Annotated in this window: 17 protein-coding genes and 1 tRNA gene; 10 read left to right on the forward strand and 8 right to left on the reverse strand. The window is 69.6% G+C overall.

Going from position 1 to position 16,123, the window contains the following annotated elements:
* The first annotated feature begins 222 nt into the window (after positions 1-222).
* On the forward strand, positions 223-624 hold the full coding sequence (locus ACGFIA_RS09370; RefSeq protein ID WP_393259402.1) for a GntR family transcriptional regulator: 402 nt from the start codon (positions 223-225) through the stop codon (positions 622-624).
* A gap of 239 nt (positions 625-863) precedes the next feature.
* Positions 864-1,313, forward strand: coding sequence for a hypothetical protein (locus ACGFIA_RS09375; protein ID WP_393259404.1), 450 nt, complete (start codon positions 864-866; stop codon positions 1,311-1,313).
* Between the two features lie 179 nt (positions 1,314-1,492).
* Here the strand turns inward: ACGFIA_RS09375 and ACGFIA_RS09380 are convergent, their stop codons facing one another.
* Both ACGFIA_RS09380 and ACGFIA_RS09385 read right to left on the reverse strand, forming a co-directional pair.
* On the reverse strand, positions 1,493-1,717 hold the full coding sequence (locus ACGFIA_RS09380) for a hypothetical protein (RefSeq protein ID WP_393259406.1): 225 nt from the start codon (positions 1,715-1,717) through the stop codon (positions 1,493-1,495).
* 285 nt (positions 1,718-2,002) lie between these two features.
* On the reverse strand, positions 2,003-2,938 hold the full coding sequence (locus tag ACGFIA_RS09385; RefSeq protein ID WP_393259408.1) for a hypothetical protein: 936 nt from the start codon (positions 2,936-2,938) through the stop codon (positions 2,003-2,005).
* A gap of 794 nt (positions 2,939-3,732) precedes the next feature.
* Between ACGFIA_RS09385 and ACGFIA_RS09390 the strand changes: the two genes are divergently transcribed.
* The 4 genes from ACGFIA_RS09390 to ACGFIA_RS09405 all read left to right on the forward strand — a co-directional run bounded on the left by ACGFIA_RS09390 (position 3,733) and on the right by ACGFIA_RS09405 (position 8,606).
* Entirely contained in the window at positions 3,733-4,482 is a 750-nt protein-coding gene (locus ACGFIA_RS09390; protein ID WP_393259410.1) for a pentapeptide repeat-containing protein, read from the forward strand.
* A 1,150-nt stretch (positions 4,483-5,632) separates the two neighbouring features.
* On the forward strand, positions 5,633-7,192 hold the full coding sequence (locus ACGFIA_RS09395; RefSeq protein WP_393259847.1) for a replication initiator: 1,560 nt from the start codon (positions 5,633-5,635) through the stop codon (positions 7,190-7,192).
* A complete protein-coding gene (locus ACGFIA_RS09400; protein ID WP_089001262.1) occupies positions 7,189-7,386 on the forward strand; it encodes an excisionase family DNA-binding protein in 198 nt (65 codons plus the stop codon). Before ACGFIA_RS09395 ends, ACGFIA_RS09400 begins: the two co-directional genes overlap by 4 nt.
* The gene (locus tag ACGFIA_RS09405; RefSeq protein ID WP_393259412.1) at positions 7,386-8,606 is read left to right on the forward strand and encodes a tyrosine-type recombinase/integrase; all 1,221 of its coding nucleotides are present in this window, start codon (positions 7,386-7,388) and stop codon (positions 8,604-8,606) included. Before ACGFIA_RS09400 ends, ACGFIA_RS09405 begins: the two co-directional genes overlap by 1 nt.
* An 85-nt stretch (positions 8,607-8,691) precedes the next feature.
* Here ACGFIA_RS09405 and ACGFIA_RS09410 read toward each other — a convergent pair.
* A tRNA-Lys gene (locus ACGFIA_RS09410) sits at positions 8,692-8,763 on the reverse strand.
* Positions 8,764-8,893: 130 nt separating this feature from the next.
* Between ACGFIA_RS09410 and ACGFIA_RS09415 the strand changes: the two genes are divergently transcribed.
* Together ACGFIA_RS09415 and ACGFIA_RS09420 are read left to right on the forward strand one after the other, a co-directional pair.
* The gene (locus ACGFIA_RS09415; protein ID WP_393259414.1) at positions 8,894-10,060 is read left to right on the forward strand and encodes a sensor histidine kinase; all 1,167 of its coding nucleotides are present in this window, start codon (positions 8,894-8,896) and stop codon (positions 10,058-10,060) included.
* Positions 10,057-10,719: a response regulator transcription factor gene (locus ACGFIA_RS09420; RefSeq protein WP_357500508.1), complete on the forward strand. Its 663-nt coding sequence runs from the start codon at positions 10,057-10,059 to the stop codon at positions 10,717-10,719. Before ACGFIA_RS09415 ends, ACGFIA_RS09420 begins: the two co-directional genes overlap by 4 nt.
* Positions 10,720-10,785: 66 nt before the next feature.
* On the opposite strand, the gene ACGFIA_RS09425 is transcribed toward ACGFIA_RS09420, so the two are convergent.
* Positions 10,786-11,169 (reverse strand): DUF6223 family protein, encoded by a 384-nt coding sequence (locus tag ACGFIA_RS09425; protein ID WP_393259416.1) that lies wholly within the window; start codon positions 11,167-11,169, stop codon positions 10,786-10,788.
* A 25-nt stretch (positions 11,170-11,194) separates the two neighbouring features.
* Between ACGFIA_RS09425 and ACGFIA_RS09430 the strand changes: the two genes are divergently transcribed.
* Together ACGFIA_RS09430 and ACGFIA_RS09435 are read left to right on the forward strand one after the other, a co-directional pair.
* Complete coding sequence (locus tag ACGFIA_RS09430) at positions 11,195-11,416, forward strand: hypothetical protein (RefSeq protein WP_357390793.1); 222 nt, start codon at positions 11,195-11,197, stop codon at positions 11,414-11,416.
* A gap of 36 nt (positions 11,417-11,452) precedes the next feature.
* The gene (locus ACGFIA_RS09435; RefSeq protein ID WP_393259418.1) at positions 11,453-12,535 is read left to right on the forward strand and encodes an NAD-dependent epimerase/dehydratase family protein; all 1,083 of its coding nucleotides are present in this window, start codon (positions 11,453-11,455) and stop codon (positions 12,533-12,535) included.
* A 167-nt stretch (positions 12,536-12,702) separates the two neighbouring features.
* On the opposite strand, the gene ACGFIA_RS09440 is transcribed toward ACGFIA_RS09435, so the two are convergent.
* From ACGFIA_RS09440 to ACGFIA_RS09455, 4 genes are all read right to left on the reverse strand, one after another.
* Positions 12,703-13,452, reverse strand: coding sequence for a ZIP family zinc transporter (locus ACGFIA_RS09440; protein WP_357386749.1), 750 nt, complete (start codon positions 13,450-13,452; stop codon positions 12,703-12,705).
* A 39-nt stretch (positions 13,453-13,491) separates the two neighbouring features.
* Positions 13,492-14,691: an enhanced intracellular survival protein Eis gene (gene eis / locus ACGFIA_RS09445; RefSeq protein ID WP_393259420.1), complete on the reverse strand. Its 1,200-nt coding sequence runs from the start codon at positions 14,689-14,691 to the stop codon at positions 13,492-13,494.
* A gap of 52 nt (positions 14,692-14,743) precedes the next feature.
* Positions 14,744-15,463 (reverse strand): PP2C family serine/threonine-protein phosphatase, encoded by a 720-nt coding sequence (locus tag ACGFIA_RS09450; RefSeq protein ID WP_013283512.1) that lies wholly within the window; start codon positions 15,461-15,463, stop codon positions 14,744-14,746.
* 93 nt (positions 15,464-15,556) lie between these two features.
* Positions 15,557-16,120 (reverse strand): XRE family transcriptional regulator, encoded by a 564-nt coding sequence (locus ACGFIA_RS09455; protein ID WP_357468289.1) that lies wholly within the window; start codon positions 16,118-16,120, stop codon positions 15,557-15,559.
* Positions 16,121-16,123: the final 3 nt, after the last annotated feature.

The following is a 16,123-nucleotide window of genomic DNA, read 5'->3' on the forward strand; positions in this document are numbered from 1 at the left end:
GACCAGACCGGCCGGTGCCGCCTGGCCAGAGTGAGCGCGACGGCGATCAGGTACTCCTCGTACGAGACACGAGGCATCGGGCCTCCCTCGGCTCTCGATCAAGGTTGCGGGTGCCCCCCGCAGACCGGCTCACAGCGTGACGCTGCAGCTCACATCACCGTAACGACGTAGGACTGTAGATACAATAAGATGTAGAGCTGTTGGACACGTAGCGTCACTTTCGTGATCGACCCGAGTGCGGATCGCGCCGTGTTCCGGCAGCTCGCAGACCTCCTGCGAGACCGGATCACGTCTGGCGACCTCGCGCCCGGGGCCTCACTGCCCAGCGAGCTGCGGTTGGCTCAGGAGTACGGGCTGAGCCGCACCAGCGTCCGACAAGCGGTAGCACTGCTCCGGTCGGAAGGGCTCGTAATTGTGGAACCGCCGCGCGGGACGTTCGTCCGGGCCGTCGAGCCGACCGAAACGGTGACTCTCCTCAAGGGCGACACCGCCGCTGCTCGGATGCCCACCCCTGTCGAGCGGCGCGAGCTGGAGATGGGCGAGGGCATCCCGGTCATCGTGATCTTCCGCGCCGATGGCTCCCGCGAGCTGTACGCCGCCGACCGCATCCGCGTCGGCCGCTGACGCAACCTCGGCGACCCCCGTCGGGGGATGCGGTCTCAACCTGTCGGCTGCTGCCAACTGGTGGCGACCCTCATCGGCGAGCAGGCGTCGGCCGTCGTCGAGCGACCCTTGGAACCGTCCTTGATCGATATTCGCGCTGCCTTCTCGCTGCCTCGGTCCCGCCTGATGCCTCGATTGCAAGCCCTAGGCGCTACGAGCCGGAGCGCGCCGGTTGCGCTGACCCGATACCTTTAACGAGCGTGACCATCGATGACCTAGGCAACCTCGGCGATGCAGTCAGCGGCCTCATTGCTGTCGTTCTCGGCATAATAGCTTTGCTCGGCAGTCGCTCAGCTTGGGCAGACTGGCGAGCCCGGCAACAGGCTGAGAAGGAGCTTGCCGAGGAGCAGACGAAGGAGCTTCGCCTGAACCGTGAGCGGACCATGCGGGGCTGGATGCCAGGCGGGACTCAGGTCTACGGTGTTCAGCTTGTCACGGAGCCAGCGGAGCTTTCTCAAGCTGTCGACGAACTGAAGGATGGCGGACCATCTGACTACGTGCTTCTACGGGTCAACGAGTCCGAGGCAGGTAACGTCAACCGGGCTTACAGCTTGCGCCAGATGGTCGTGTCACAGGGTTACATCGCTCAAGCGCCGTCGACTGCTGAGTACGAAGCGCTCCAGCGCGGTCGAGAACTGACGAGCGGCTAACGGACGAACCTCTTCGGTGTAAACGCTTGTATGGCGCATCATCTGATGCCTCCCGGTGCGGTCTTGCGCTACAGAGCACCGCTGGTCTGCTGCCTTGTATCGTCTTCTGCTGGCGGTTGCTGACGGGTATGATGCCTACCCGCTGCCTCCGGCCCTCGGGCGGAGTCGCCTGTTGCAAGTCAGTCTTCAAATCCCGACTGTGGCTCAAAGTAGACGTGCAGCTCGAACAGGCCTTCGGTGTCGTTCAACTTGTGGTGGAGCCGGCGCCAGTGGACGGCTTGAATCTCGACCGCCCCGTCGCGCTGGCCGAACCAGCTAGCAGCGCGGCTGAAGACTTCGGCCTCGCTGTCTCCTTCGATGTAGACAGCCTTGATCGAGTCGTCGGTAGTGGGCTCGTTCACCATCGGCTGAAGGTACAGCTGGCAACCGGGTTCAGCCAACGGCCTATCCCTGCCACCAGCCAGCTCTCAAGCCCTCGCGGAAGCTGAGGCCTGGACTAGCTGATGACGAGCAAGGGCCGTCGCTGGGTGCTAGGACCCCTCGCTTGTAAGTTCTGGGCGCTCCGTCCGGCAGCGTCTGTCCACGTCTGCGACCTCGGGCGGCTGTCCGTGATCGGCCGCCGGCGGCTGCCCTCGTCCCGGCCGGTTGCTGTCAGCGCTGCTGTCGCACACGGCGGCGGCTATGTGAAGTCAGCCGAACGCCCCACTGACGGCCAGTTCGGTGATGGCCTGGGCGGCTCCACCAGTGGCGGCGGCCACTGAGGCGACGCCGAGCTTGTTGGCGACCGCACGCAGCTTCCCGACCTTCTTGACCACGTCGCCGGTGTCCGCCTCCTCGCTCTCGATGGCGTTACGGAGTTCGGTCAGGGCATCGAGCAGCTCGCGCCGCTGAGTTTCTGCGATGTCAGCTGCCGCCTGTTGCACCTTGTCAAGCAGCCGAAGTGCATCCTCGACGGTCAAGCCTTCGGTGCTGGCCTTCGCCTTGGCGCCTATGGCGACAGGCCCGCTGGCTGTCTGGATCGTCGTGTTGTAGATGTCCCCAAGACGATGGTTCACCGCAGCGTCGACCTGGCCCTTCTTAGGTAGCTCCGACATCGGCGTGTCGCCAGTGAGGTCCGCGACTACGTCCACGAGCTTGGTGCGGATTTGACCGAGGATACCCATTATCGTCGAGCCGCTCATGACGAAGTACAGGCTGTCGATGTTCTGAAACGCACCAAGCTCCCTGCTCCAGACGGCCTGGGCAACGGCCAGCCCACGTTCCGTGAATTTCAACTTCTGTTGCCCTGCAAGTTGCTGCAGCTCCTCGACCGGCTGCTTGAACGTGATCTCCTCCGGCACATACTGCCGGGCTGCAGGCGGCACATTGAGTCGGCTGATGGTGTCGCCCTGCCTCCAGAAACGTCCGCTGGTCGAGTCCATCGAGAGCGGCACGTCATGGAACTTGCGGTACGTCGGAACCTCATCCTCGTCGGAGTACCCGTTTAGCTCCTTGCGCGCCCAGTCTCGGAGGGCCTCGGACCCGGTCTCGGCACCAAGCAGCAGGCACTTGCGGAGCAACCCGGCGAGCGGCTCCGACTCGTCCAGTAGGTGCTCGCGTAGCGAGCGAAGCAACGTGTCGGTCACCTGCTAGAGGCTAGGCGAAAGATGCGAGAGTGAAACACCTCGCAGAGCCCTGTGGGGCGATGTTGTCGGATACGGGTCAGCGCCCAGGTGCCGTGCCGCCACCTCCGTCCCGCCGGCCACCTCGCTAACGCTGCTTGACCTCTTCATCCCGAAGGAACCATCAGCCGTCGATGAGCTGCGCCAGCGGCAGGGCTGACCGGTCCGAACGGTCCACCGGAATCCACGGACGTCCGGCGTTGCTCGCGCCCATCGTCACCCAGTTGGTCACCCAGCTAGGGTGTCAGACGTTGAAGCGGAACTTAGTCCGCCTCTCCCGTGACCTGCGGCGGCCTGGTCGACGCACTGGTCACGCCTACTCCGGGGCTCACGACTCTGATGGCTGGTTGCCGACGTTTCACACTGTCTTGTGCCCGTGTGTGCCCCGGTAGTCTCCTTGAGATGCGCACCGGATAAAGAGGCGTCTGTCCTACTAGGATGCCCGCATGGCTAGATGGTTGTCCGGCAGAGCGAGTCGGAGAATTGGTACACTATTCCGATCAATCAGGGAAAGGTGTCACAGCAGCCGACCCAAGGGCCATCAAACCAAGCCCTTCTTGGTTGTCTACTTGCTGCTCCTCATGCTTGGCGCTGCAGTCGCACTAACCGCTTACCTTCTCTTCGTAAGATGGATCCCTGGAGCGCAGGATAATAGTCTCGACGCCCTTAAGACATCACTGACCGTCGTTGCTGGGTCCGGCGCGGGGGCCGCAATTTATGTCAGCTACCGGAAGCAGCGAAATGACGAGTCCAATAGCGTGAGAGAGCATGACCGACTGTTTACCGATCGCTTCACAAAGGCATCAGAGCAACTCGGCCACGAAGCAGCAGCCGTACGACTGGCAGGTATGTACGCGCTTGCCCGAATCGCCGACGATTCTGAGCGCGATCGGGAAACCTGCATGAAGGTCATCTGCGCTTATTTGCGGATGCCTTTCGATCCAGCCGCCCTAGACGTCGACCTCGCTGAGCGCAACGTCAGGATTACGGCCCTGAGTCTCGTGGAGGAGCGCTTGCGCCCCTCACATGCACACTTCTGGCGGGATGCTGACGTAGACCTGAGCGGAGCCGCTCTAATTGGAGCAGCATTCTCGGGCGCCGTTCTACACAAGGCGGTCTTTGTTGATGCTAACTTCTATGACAGCGCACTGTTTGGTGTTACAACCTTCAAGTGGCGCGCATTCTTTGATCGTGCGACGTTCCATTGCCGAGTATGGTTCGGGCACTCGAAGTTCCACGACCAGGTAAGCTTCAAGGATGCCCGATTCCTCTTCGAAGCCCGCTTCAACCAGGCGCATTTCCTAAGCGCGGTAACGTTCTTTGACGGAGCACAATTCTTTGCAGAGACGAACTTCTCATACGCAAAGTTCACCCCTTCGGCTTCGTTCAAAAACGTTCATTTTAAGTCCCACCCGGTCTGGCCTATTGGCTACGAACTGAAGGAAGGCAAGCTCATCCGGCTGGACCCTGATGTCTCGGACGAGCAGAAGGAAGGGAAAACTGCATAGTCGATTGTTCTACATTGGCAGGGTCCCATCTCGCTGCCGTCAACCCCTCATGGGAAGCCGGGCCACCCCCCGTCCCGCCTCGTCAAAGACGGCCTTGACGCACGGACGGCTCCTGCCGAAAGGACCGAGTTGGCTTTCGTGTCACGAACCGCGCCCCCGGCGGACACCGCCACAGTGGCGCAATTGACCTGACCTCGCCCGGCACGGACCCGGCTCCTAGGGTCGGAGCTGGCCATCGGCGGCCACCCTCTCCTCCTAGGTGAGCAGTTGACCTGACCGTGAGCGGCTGCGGAGCCGGCTCCTGGACAACCGGCATGCCCTCGGCGGACACGGCCCCATGCCTGGGGCTTGCCGCGCGGACCCGGCGGTGCGTCACCTGCGCCGCGCTGCTCAAGCGCGGCACGGCCGGCTGCCGGCGACAGACCTCACCCCTCTTTCCGCTATACCGTCTGCGGCGGCCCCTGGGCTCCCCGCTCTCCGTGCCAGCCGCCGGGCGTGTTGCGTGGCCGGAGTCGGAGCGCCAGCGGAGCGACGGACGCGCGCCCAGGCGGCGGCGCGTGCGGCCCGTTCAGGGCCGCCTTGATAGACGTACAGAAAGTCCTCCCACACCGGCCGGCAGCCGGCCTTCCCGCCCCGGCGCAAGAGGTCACGACGGGTTGACGTGTCGGTACCCGGTGCTACTCTGGCGCTCGTCGAGCACGCCAGCGCGGCCTTCCTGCCGGATCGCCGGACTCGACTTCTGAGATGCCGAGCGGCCGTCCTGCCGCTGATGCGGGCCACGTCCCGTCGGCTCTCGATCGAACCGGCCCCTATGCCGGCTCTCCGAATCCGCTGAGCGGCCCAGTACGGCCTTTGCCTGCCGTCCACGATGGCCCGGATTCGCACACCTCCACGGGTGGGGCAGCCTGCGGCAAACCCGCCGGATGCCGATATCCCAGGCTCCCCACCCGTGCCGGCCCTCATGACCGAGTTCACGAGCGCGAAAGGACATGACCGATCGGCGGTAGTGGCACGACCACGAATCCGCCCTCCGGCGTCAGCCGCCCTCTCGGCGGTGCCAGGAGACACGACGAACACCACCAGCGGACAGGCGTCCACGACTGGTGGTGCTTCGTCTCCCGTCCCTGCCACCCCTAAAGAGGAGACAACCATTCTCACCGCCTACCGCCCCGGCCTCGCCGCCGGTCGTGACGCCCAGATCCTGCACCGCGCCGCATCGCCGGAGTTCTCCGGCTGGCTGGAGCACACCCGCCCCGCCGGCGGCTGTAGCCGTCCGATCCGCCTCACCGGCACCATCGCCGCCGTCGACCGGAACACCGGCCGCATCACGGGCCAGATGCACACCGACGAGCTGCCCGACCGCACGCTCTACAAGGCGTGCGGCAACCGCCGCGAGTCGGTCTGCCGGGACTGCGCCTGGGTCTACCAAGGCGACGCCTACCAAGTCGTCTGTCGCGGCCTTACCGGCGGCAAAGGCATCCCCGCCTCCGTCGGCCGGCACCCGGTCGTCTTCGCCACCTTTACCGCCCCGTCCTTCGGCCCGGTCCATCGCCGGCACATCCCCCGCCACACCTGCCGCAACCGGCATCGCTGTGACTGCCGACCGGCACCCTGCCGCGCTCGCAGCAGCGCCGGGACCTGCGCCCATTGGCAGTCCGTGGCGTGCTTCGCCCGCCACGAAGCCGACGATCCGCGGCTCGGCCAGCCGTTGTGCCGGGACTGCTACGACCACGCCCACCAGGTCGTCTGGAACCACTTCTCCGGCGAACTGTGGCGACGCACCAAGCAAGCGGCCGACCGCCGCCTCGCCGCCATCTGCCGCAAGCGCGGTATCCCCTTCGTCCGGGTCGTGTCCGCCTCAGGCAAGGTCCGATGGGTACCGCCGGTACGGGTGTCGCACGGCAAGGTCGCTGAAATGCAGCGCCGGGGAGCCGTACACTTCCACGCCCTACTGCGCCTCGACGGCGTCGATCCCGACGACCCGGATGCGCTCGTGCCGCCACCAGCCGGCATCACCGTCGACGACTTGGAAGACGCGATCCACGCCGCCGCCCGGCAGATCACCGTCACCACGCCCGCGCACCCCGACCAGCCCGAAGGCTGGTTGATCGCCTGGGGCGAGCAGGTCGACGTCCGACGCATCAACACCGTTGGCGGGCAGCTGACTGACGGCAAGGTGGCCGCCTACCTCGCCAAGTACGCCACCAAGGCCACCGAGGCCACCGGCCACTCGTCAGCCCGGCTCACCCCGGCCACGATCGACGACTACGCCGATCCCGAAGGCGACCACGCTGCCCGCCTCATCGACGCCTGCTGGCATCTCGGCACGCCCACCCACACAGATACGAGCAGTGGCGCCGCAACCGCCAACGACCGTCAAGACGGCCTTGACACCAAACCGAACGTGTACGGCGGGCTGCGCCGCTGGGCGCACATGCTCGGCTTCGGCGGTCACTTCCTCACCAAGGCCCGCCGCTACTCCGTCACCTTCGGCCAGCTCCGCGACTTCCGCACCACCTACCGTCGCACCGAAGACGACGAACTCGCAGACACGATCACCGTTGGCACCCTTACTTACATCGGTTCCGGCTGGCTCTCCGACGGAGACGCCCTGCTCGTCAACACCGCCGCGATGCAGCGGCGGGAGAGCAGTCGTATAGGCCGCGAAGAACTTGCCCACGAATCCTGGCTCGCCGGGGCCGCCGCATGAACCACGACCTCCGCCCCCGCTGGTACTCGCCGGCAGAGGTCGCCGTGCTGCTCGGCTTCGGCATCTCCAAGGTCAAGATGAAGATCGCCACCGGCGAGCTGCGCTCCATCAAGGACGGCAAGTACCGCCGCATCCTCCCCGAATGGGTCGACGACTACATCCGCGAACAGGTCGAACGCCAGGAGGCCGCCTGATGCCCGCACGTGCGCGAGCCAATGGCGAAGGCTCGATCTTCCCGTACCGCAACGGCTTCGCCGCGTACGTCTGGGTCGAGAAGCCCGACGGCAAGCGGGGCCGGAAGTGGGTCTACGGCAAGACCCGCGAGGAGGTCCACGACAAGTGGATCAAGCTGCACGGGCAGGCGAAGGTCGGCCCGGTGGCGACCCGCTCCCCGACGGTGGGGGAGTACGCCGGCTACTGGCTCCGCGAGATCGTCAAGCCGAACCTCGCCCCCGGCAGCTACGTCACCTACGAGGTGGTCGTCCGGCTCTACCTTGTGCCTGGGCTGGGCCGGAAGCGCCTCGACAAGCTCCGGGTCAGCGACGTGCAGACGTGGATCAACGAGGTCGGGCGGACCTGCCAGTGCTGCGCCCAACGCAAGGACGAGCGGCGGAAGCCGGCTCAGCGTCGCTGCTGTGCCCTCGGCCGCTGCTGCCAGGATCTACCCTCGGCAACCAGCGTCACGCACCTGCGGACCGTGCTCCGGACGTTGCTGTCCCAGGCGATCACCGACGGGCTGATCACCCGCAACGTCGCATCCCTGGTGAAGCTGCCCCCGGTACGCAAGCGCAACCGGAAGGCATGGACGAGCGACGAGGCACGGCGCTTCCTGGAGTCGGCCCGCGCGGACGACGATCCGCTCTACGCCGCGTATGTCCTGGTCCTGGTGCTCGGTCTGCGCAAGGGCGAGATGCTGGGGCTCACCTGGGCTGACGTCGACCTTGACGCTGGGGAGCTGACCATCGACCGGCAACTCCAGCGGGTCGGTGCCGAACTGCTGCACCGGGAGACGAAAACGGCCGCCTCGGACGCCACCCTCCCGCTGCCGGACATCTGCACCGTGGCGCTCGGCCGCCGCCGTGCCGCCCAGACCACCGCCCGGGATGCCGCCGGCCCGGCATGGCAGCCTTCCGACCTGATCTTCACCACCCGCTACGGGCGGCCGGTCGAGCCACGCAACTTCAACCGCTTCTGGGACCGTCGCTGCGACACGGCCGGCGTCCGGCGGATCACCGTACGGGACGCCCGGCGGACCTGCGCCTCACTCGTGGCGGACCTGGACGTCCACCCCCGGGTGGCGATGCAGATCCTCCGGCACGCCCAGTTCGCCATCACGATGGAGATCTACACGGTGGTCTCGTCGGCGGCCACCCGCGACGCGCTCAAGCGGCTCGGTAGCGCACTGGACCGGTGAGGCGGCTGCTGCTGTACTTCGCTGCTGTATCGGCCCGAATGACACGAACAGCGGCCCAACAAAGGGCCGCTGAGCTGGAGCGGAGTGGGCCGCCAGGGACTCGAACCCTGAACCTATGGATTAAAAGTCCACAGCTCTGCCATTGAGCTAGCGGCCCGCACGCACAGGTTACCCGAAGCCGATCAGCCCGGCGTGCGTCGCTCATCGACCCTCCCGACCATCCTCCGGCCCGCCACGGCCCCACTTCGGGACCCTCCGCTGCGTCCGCGAACCGCTACGCTTCGGCAATGTCGAGCTGGCGCCGACACGGCCTCAAAGCGGAAGCCGCACTGGTGCCCGCCGTCGCCCTGGTCGCCCTGTTCGGCCTGATCGTGCAGTCGGAGGGCATCGACACCACAGCCGAGATCGTGGCGCTGCTTGTCGTCCTCGCCTCCTCCGCGGCGCTCTACCTCCGCCGGCGATACCCGGTGGCGGTGGGCGCGGTGGCGCTGGCCGCGGTGGCCGCGTACGGGGCTCTGCTGCACCGCCCCGGGCCGATCATGCTGGTGTTCGTCGTGGCGCTCTACACGGTCGTCGACGAGGGGCACCTCGCTGTCGCGGTGGGGCTCGGTCTGGCCTCTGTCGTCTCCTTCGCGGTCGCCGACAGCTACACCCGGACCGGCGTCAGTGGGAACGGCGCGACGCTGCTGCACGCCGGGTGGCTCGTCGCGGTCATCGTCGGCGTGACCCGTAACCGGCGGGCCTACCTCGCCGAGGTGCAGGCGCGCGTGCTGGCGGCCGAGCGGCGCAAGGAGGAGGAGGCCCGGCACCGGGCCACCGAGGAGCGGCTGCGGATCGCCCGTGAGCTGCACGACCTGCTCGGCCACCATCTCTCGCTGATCAGTGTGCAGGCGAGCGCCGCGTTGCACCGGCCCGATCCGGAGCGGTCGGCGGAGGCGCTCGCCGTGATCAAGCAGACGAGCCGGGAGACGTTGCGCGAGCTGCGGGCGGCGCTGGGCGTGCTCCGGCAGGAGGATACGACCCCGAGCCGGCCCGCGCCCGGTCTCGACCGCCTCGGCGAGCTGGTCACGGCGGCGGGGCGCTGCGGGCTGGCGGTGCGTACCGAGGTGACGGGTACCGGGCCGTTGCCGCCGGAGGTGGATCTGTCCGCGTACCGGATCGTCCAGGAGGCGCTCACGAACGTGAGCCGTCACGCGGGCGCGACCACGGCGGTGGTCCGGGTCGTGCCGGACGGCGACGAGGTGGTGGTGGAGGTGGCGGACGACGGCGCCGGTCCCGCCGGGCCGCCCGGGACCGGGATCCTCGGCATGGACGAGCGGGCCCGGGCTCTGGGCGGCTCGCTCACCACCGGGCCCGGCCCGGACGGCGGGTTCCTGGTGCGGGCCCGCCTGCCGCTGCGGGCCGCCCCGCTGCCGGTCCCGGGGCCACGCGCGGAACTGGGGGAGACGACGTGATCCGGTTGCTGCTCGCCGACGACCAGACCCTGGTACGCGCCGGCTTCCGCTCCATCCTCGACGGGGAGGACGGCATCGAGGTGGTGGGCGAGGCCGCCGACGGCGCCACGGCGGTCCGGCTGGTGCGGGAACTGCGGCCGGACGTCGTCCTCATGGACATCCGGATGCCGCTGCTGGACGGGCTCGCCGCCACCCGGAAGATCGTCGCCGGCACCGACGCCCGGGTGATCATCCTGACCACGTTCGACCTGGACGACTATGTCTACGGCGCGTTGCGGGCCGGCGCGAGCGGCTTCCTGGTCAAGGACACCGAGCCGGCGGAGCTGATCCACGGCGTACGGGTGGTGGCCCGGGGCGACGCGTTGATCGCCCCGGCCGTCACCCGCCGGCTGATCGCCGAGTTCGCCGCCCGCACCCGGCATCCGGACCCGGGTCCTCGGTTGAGCGCGCTGACCGAACGGGAGCGGGAAGTGCTCGCCCTGGTCGCCGCCGGCCTGTCGAACGACGAGATCGCGGCCCGCCTGGTGCTGAGCCCGGCCACCGCGAAGACGCACGTCAGCCGGATCATGACCAAGACGCGGGTACGGGACCGGGCCCAGCTCGTGGTGCTCGCGTACGAGTCGGGGCTCACCGTGCCCGGCTGGCTCACCGCCTCCTGAAGGAGCAGCCCGGCCTGCGCGAGCGACCGGGCCGACGCGAGCCGCCGGGACGGACGAGCGACCCGGTCAGGCGGTGCGGCGGGAACGGGCCAGCGCCAGCCCGCCCAGCACCGCCCCGATCAGCCCGAACGCCACCCCGGCGACCGCGCCCGCACGCCCCTGGCCGCTGCCGAGACCCTCGGTGGTCAGCGCCAGGTGCCACGCGCTGAGGACCAGGCCGACCACTCCCGCCGCGGCAGCCACCAGGGCCTGGACGCGGCCCTCGCCCGCCCCGCGACCGGACCGGCTCAGCGCCAGCCCGCCGACGACCACGCTGGCCAGGGCCACCACGGCGAAGACAGTGGCCCCGACCCGGCCGGAGCCGCCGATGCCCCCGGTGGCGAGCGTGGTGTGCGCGGCCGGGGCGAACTCCCCGACGACTGCGGTGGCGAGCAGGTGACGGATCGGCATCTGGGACTCCTCGGGGTCGTGGCAAGTGGTGACGGCGGCAGCGTATGGACGCGCACCGCCGCCGGTCGTCGTCCCGGAGTCGTCGACCGGGCTACCACCACGGGAGTACGCGCTCGGCCCGCGTACCCCAGGGGTTGTGCTCACCGAGGCCGACCCGGAAGGCTGGCTCTGCCCGCGCTGCCTGGCCGCCACGGTGGGCCGCCGCGACCGCGAGAAGGGCTGGGTACGCACGAACCCCCGTCCGTGAGCGGTTGCTGCCCGATCCAGTGGGTACGGCACGACCATGCGCATCGTGATCGTGGGGGCGACCGGCAACGTGGGGACGGCGGTGCTGCGCCGGCTGCGCCGGGAGGCGGGCACCGAACTGGTCGGCGTGGCCCGCCGGCTGCCCGGGCCGGACGCCGGTGAACCGTACGACGACGTCGAGTGGCACTCGTGCGACATCGGCGCACCGGGCGCCGCCGACCAGCTCGTCCGGATCTTCGCCGGGGCGCGGGCGGTAGTGCACCTGGCCTGGCAGATCCAGCCCAGCCACGACCGGCGCACGCTCTACCGGACCAACGTCGGCGGCAGCCGCGCGGTGATCGAAGCCGCCGTCCGGGTCGGCGTTCCGGCCCTGGTGTACGCCTCATCCGTCGGCACCTACGCGCCCGGCCCGAAGAACCACCCGGTCAGCGAGAACTGGCCGGCGACCGGGGTGGACACGTCGTCGTACAGCCGGGACAAGGCGGAGGTGGAGGCACTACTCGACGGCGTGCAACGGGAGCACCCCAAGCTGCGCGTGGTACGCCTGCGGCCCGGACTGATCTTCCAGCGGGAAGCCGGTACGGAGATCAGCCGCTACTTCCTCGGCCCGCTGGTGCCGGTGCGCCTGCTGCGGTACGGCCGGATTCCGCTGGTGCCGGCGAACCGGCGACTCCGGATGCAGGCGGTGCACGCCGACGACGTGGCGGACGCGTACGCCCGGGCGGTTCTGGGGGACGCGAGCGGCGCCTTCAACGTGGCGGCCGACCCGGTGCTGACGCCGGAGCTGGTGGCCCGGCACTTCCACGGCTGGACGCTGCCGGTGGCGACTCCGGTGTTGCGCGCCGCGGCGGCGGTCACCTGGCGGGCGCGGCTGCAACCGGTCGACACCGGCTGGGTCGACCTGGCGCTGAACGTGCCGCTGATGTCCAGCTACCGCGCCGAGACCGAACTCGGCTGGGCCCCGGCCGTCGACACGGTGACCGCCCTGAAGGAGTTGTTCGCCGGTATGGCCAACCGGGCCGGCACCGACTCCCCGCCGCTGTCCCCGGACCCGGCGCTCCCCGGTCGCCCCGCCGCCCTGACCCGGGGCCACCTCCCCGGCCACCCCAACCCCTACTGACCCACCCCACCCCCACCCCGCCCGCGCCCCGATGATCAAGGAGTTCGCGTCCTAGTTGATCTCCTTGGGTGACACAAACTCCTTGATCACGGGCTGAAGAGGGCGGGGTGCGAGGCGCGCGGGCGAGGCGGCCAACTTCATGATCAGCCGGGTGCCGGGCGGGCCGGTCAGGCGTGCGAGAGCGCGAACGCGACCAGGAAACCGAGCACGGTGATCAACCCGACCAGCAGGTGCGCGTCGGCGAACGCCTCCGGGACCATGGTGTCGGTGATCATCGCCAGGATCGCGCCGGCGGCGAGCGCGGTGATCGTCGCCAGCACCTCCGGCGGTGCGCCGCCGAGCAGCGTGTACCCGGCCAGCGCCGCCGCACCGGAGATCAACGCGATGGCCGTCCACAGCCCGAACACGTAGCGCCGGGTGCGCCCGGCCAGCCGCATGCCGGCCGCGCTGGAAAGCCCTTCCGGCACGTTGCTGAGGAACACCGCGATGACGGTGACCAGGCTGACCGGGCCGCCGGCCAGCAGGCTCGCGCCGATCACCACCGACTCGGGTACGCCGTCGAGCAGCGCGCCGACCGCGATGGCGCTGCCCGAGCCGGGCTGTTCCCGCTCGGACGGCTGCTCGTCGCCGGAACGCTTGCGGTGCCGGGCGCCGTGCCGGGCCAGCAGCACGTTCGCCCCGGTGTACGCGAGCGCGCCGGCCGCCGCGCCGATCGCCACCGGCAGCAGGCCGCCCTGCTCGTGCGCCTCGTCGATCAGCTCGAACGACACGGCGGAGAGCAGCACGCCCGCCCCGAACGCCATCACCGAGGCGGTCACCGGGCGCGGTACGCGCGCGAAGAACCCGACGGCCGCCCCGATCAGCAGGGCCGACCCGGCGAGCAGGCCCCAGAATCCCGCTTCCAGCCACTCCGGCACGCGCTGCACCCTACCCCCGGGCGCGTGCCGCCAACCGGGTCAGAAGTCGGCGAACAGGTGCGGCAGCTCCCGGGGGAAGAGCCGTCGCAGCTCACCGGCCGCGTCCACCGGAACCTCACCGAGCCCGCGTACGACCACCTCGGCCGGGTCGAGCACGCCGTACGCCAGGGCGGACAGACCGGCGGCGGTGAGCCGCGCGGTCGGCACGCTGCCCTCGGCGGCGGTGGAGGCCGGCAGCACCGCGAGCTTGCCGGTGGTGCCGTCGAGCAGGTGCCGGCCGGCGAGCCACCTGTCGGCGACCACCTCGACCAGCACCCGGCCGGCCCCGACCGGCTGTTCGGCCAGCGCCTCCAGGCTGAGCAGCCGGGCCATCGGCGCGGTCGGGTCGGGCCGGGCCACCCGCGCCTCCACCCGCACGTCGAGGTCGGTGAGCCACAGCTCGGGCAGTTCGTCGGGGGTCACCTGCACGCTGATCCGCGCCACCTGGTCGACGTGCCGGGCGAAGAACTGGAGCACCGACGCGCGGGCGTACGGGTCGTCGACGAGCAGGTCGTCGGCGAGCAGCGTGCCGGCATGGTCGTCGATCCGGTAGGTGACCGCGCCGACCGTCTTCCCGCCGCGCACCACGCTCACCAGCCAGCGGTCGTCCCGGTCGCGCAGCCCGACCGCCCGGAAGTCCGGGAAGACCGCGAAGCCGTGCCGCTCGCGCAGGCACCGCTCGGTGTACGCGCGCCACCGCGGATAGCCCGCGCCGATCCGCTCCCAGACCAGCTCGTCGGGCAGCTCGGCGCGCAGCAGCGGCGCCAGGTCCGCCGGGTCGAAGATCGCGGTACGCCGCCGGGGCAGCCCGATGTAGCCGAAGCGCTCGTAGAACGAGGCGCGGAACGGGTGCAGCGCGGTGAGCTGGTGGCCCTCGTCGCGCGCGCCGTCGAGGAGCTGCTGCATGAGCGTGCGGACGTGGCCGCGCCGACGGGCCAGCGGATGGGTGGCCACGCCCGCGACACCGGCCATCGGCAGCACCGCGCCGCGCAGGTTCTGCCGCATCGGTATCGCCGACGCGGCCGCCGCGGTGACCCCGTCCTCCTCGGCCACCAGCGTCGTGTTCCCGGCGTTGTACGGCAGGTAGGCGCGGAACTGGTCGGTCCGGGTGGCGCCCATCGGCGAGGCCTCGAACGCGTACGCCTGGAGCGGGAAGCTGGTGGTCAGTCGTTCATCGGCGGCCAGCCGGCGAATGTGCATCCGTTCATCCCAGCCGCACCCGCCGTGGTCCGCAACCGGAAAGGGCGGCGGCTCACGCCTCGGTGACGTCCGAGATGACCACCGTCACGTTGTCCGGCGCGCCGGCCTGGTGGGCCAGTTTCACCAGTTGCTCGCCGCACTGCTGGCGGTCGCCGTAGGTGGCGAGCGCCGCCGCGATGGCGGCGTCCTCCACGTAGTCGGAGAGGCCGTCGCTGCACAGCAGCAGCCGATCACCGGGGAAGACGGTGAGCGCGCCGACGGCGGGTGGCGCGTCGGAGCCCTGTACCGCGCGGGTGACCAGCGAGCGCTGGGGGTGGTGCCGGGCCTGGTCACGGGAGAGCGCGCCCTGGTCGACGAGCGCCTGCACGAACGTGTCGTCGCGGGTGAGCTGGGTCAGCTCGTGGTCACGCAGCAGGTAGCAGCGGGAGTCGCCGACCTGCGCCAGGACCAGGGTGTCCCCGGCGAGCAGGGCGGCGGTCAGCGTGGTACCCATGCCGTCGCGGGCCGGGTCCACCGTGATGGCCGCGCGGATGCGCTGGTTCGCGGTGCTGACCACGGCGCGCAGCGCGTCGGCCGCCTCGTCGGCGCCGGTGGGCGGCGTCAGCTCGTCCAGGATCCGGATGACGATCTCGCTGGCCACCTCGCCGGCGGGGAGTCCGCCCATGCCGTCGGCCACCGCCACGAGGCGGTCACCGGCGAGGGCGGAGTCCTCGTTGTTGGTCCGGACGAGGCCGACGTCGTTGAGGATGGCCGAGCGGAGGATGAGCGTCATGACGACAAGCTTGCCAAGAAGAACGGCTCCGCGTCTGCACGCGCTGGCGGGTCTACTGAAAGAAATGTCATCCGCTTACATCCTGGGTATGCGTCAACTGTCCGGTGTGGACGGACGAGGATAACGCAGCAGAAGGCTCGCGTGGACCTCCTCCTCGCCCACCACCGCATAGACGTGCGGCACGTCGGAGGTCCACCGCAGGTAGCCCCCGGGGCCGGCGGTCAGTGGGGCGTCGGCCGGGCCGGCGCGCAGCACCCCGGAGAAGATCGTCACGTGCTCGGTGACGCCGCCGGAGTGGGCGGGGGAGAGCTGCGCCGGCCCCGGGCCGACCCGCATCCGGTACAGCTCGTAGGTCGCCTCCCTGTCGTCGAACACCTCAAGCAGCGTTGCCCCGACCGCCGTGCCGCGTACGGTCGGCGTCTCGCCGGGCGGGGAGAGCACGGCGGTCAGCGGTACGCCGAGCTGCGCGGTGATCGCGTACAGGGTCTCCAGCCGGGGGTTGCGCACGCCGTTCTCCAGGCCGGAGAGCGTGGCCTTGCCGACGCCCGCGAGGCGGGCCAGCTCGGACAGGGAGATGCCCCGCTCGGTACGGAGCGAGCGGATGCGCCGGCCCACCTCCTGGGCGCCCCGGTCGTCGGCTGGTGCGGCGGCTGTCATGGG

The sequence above is a fragment of the Micromonospora sp. NPDC049203 genome (genome assembly GCF_043197215.1).
Classification (GTDB): Bacteria; Actinomycetota; Actinomycetes; order Mycobacteriales; family Micromonosporaceae; genus Micromonospora.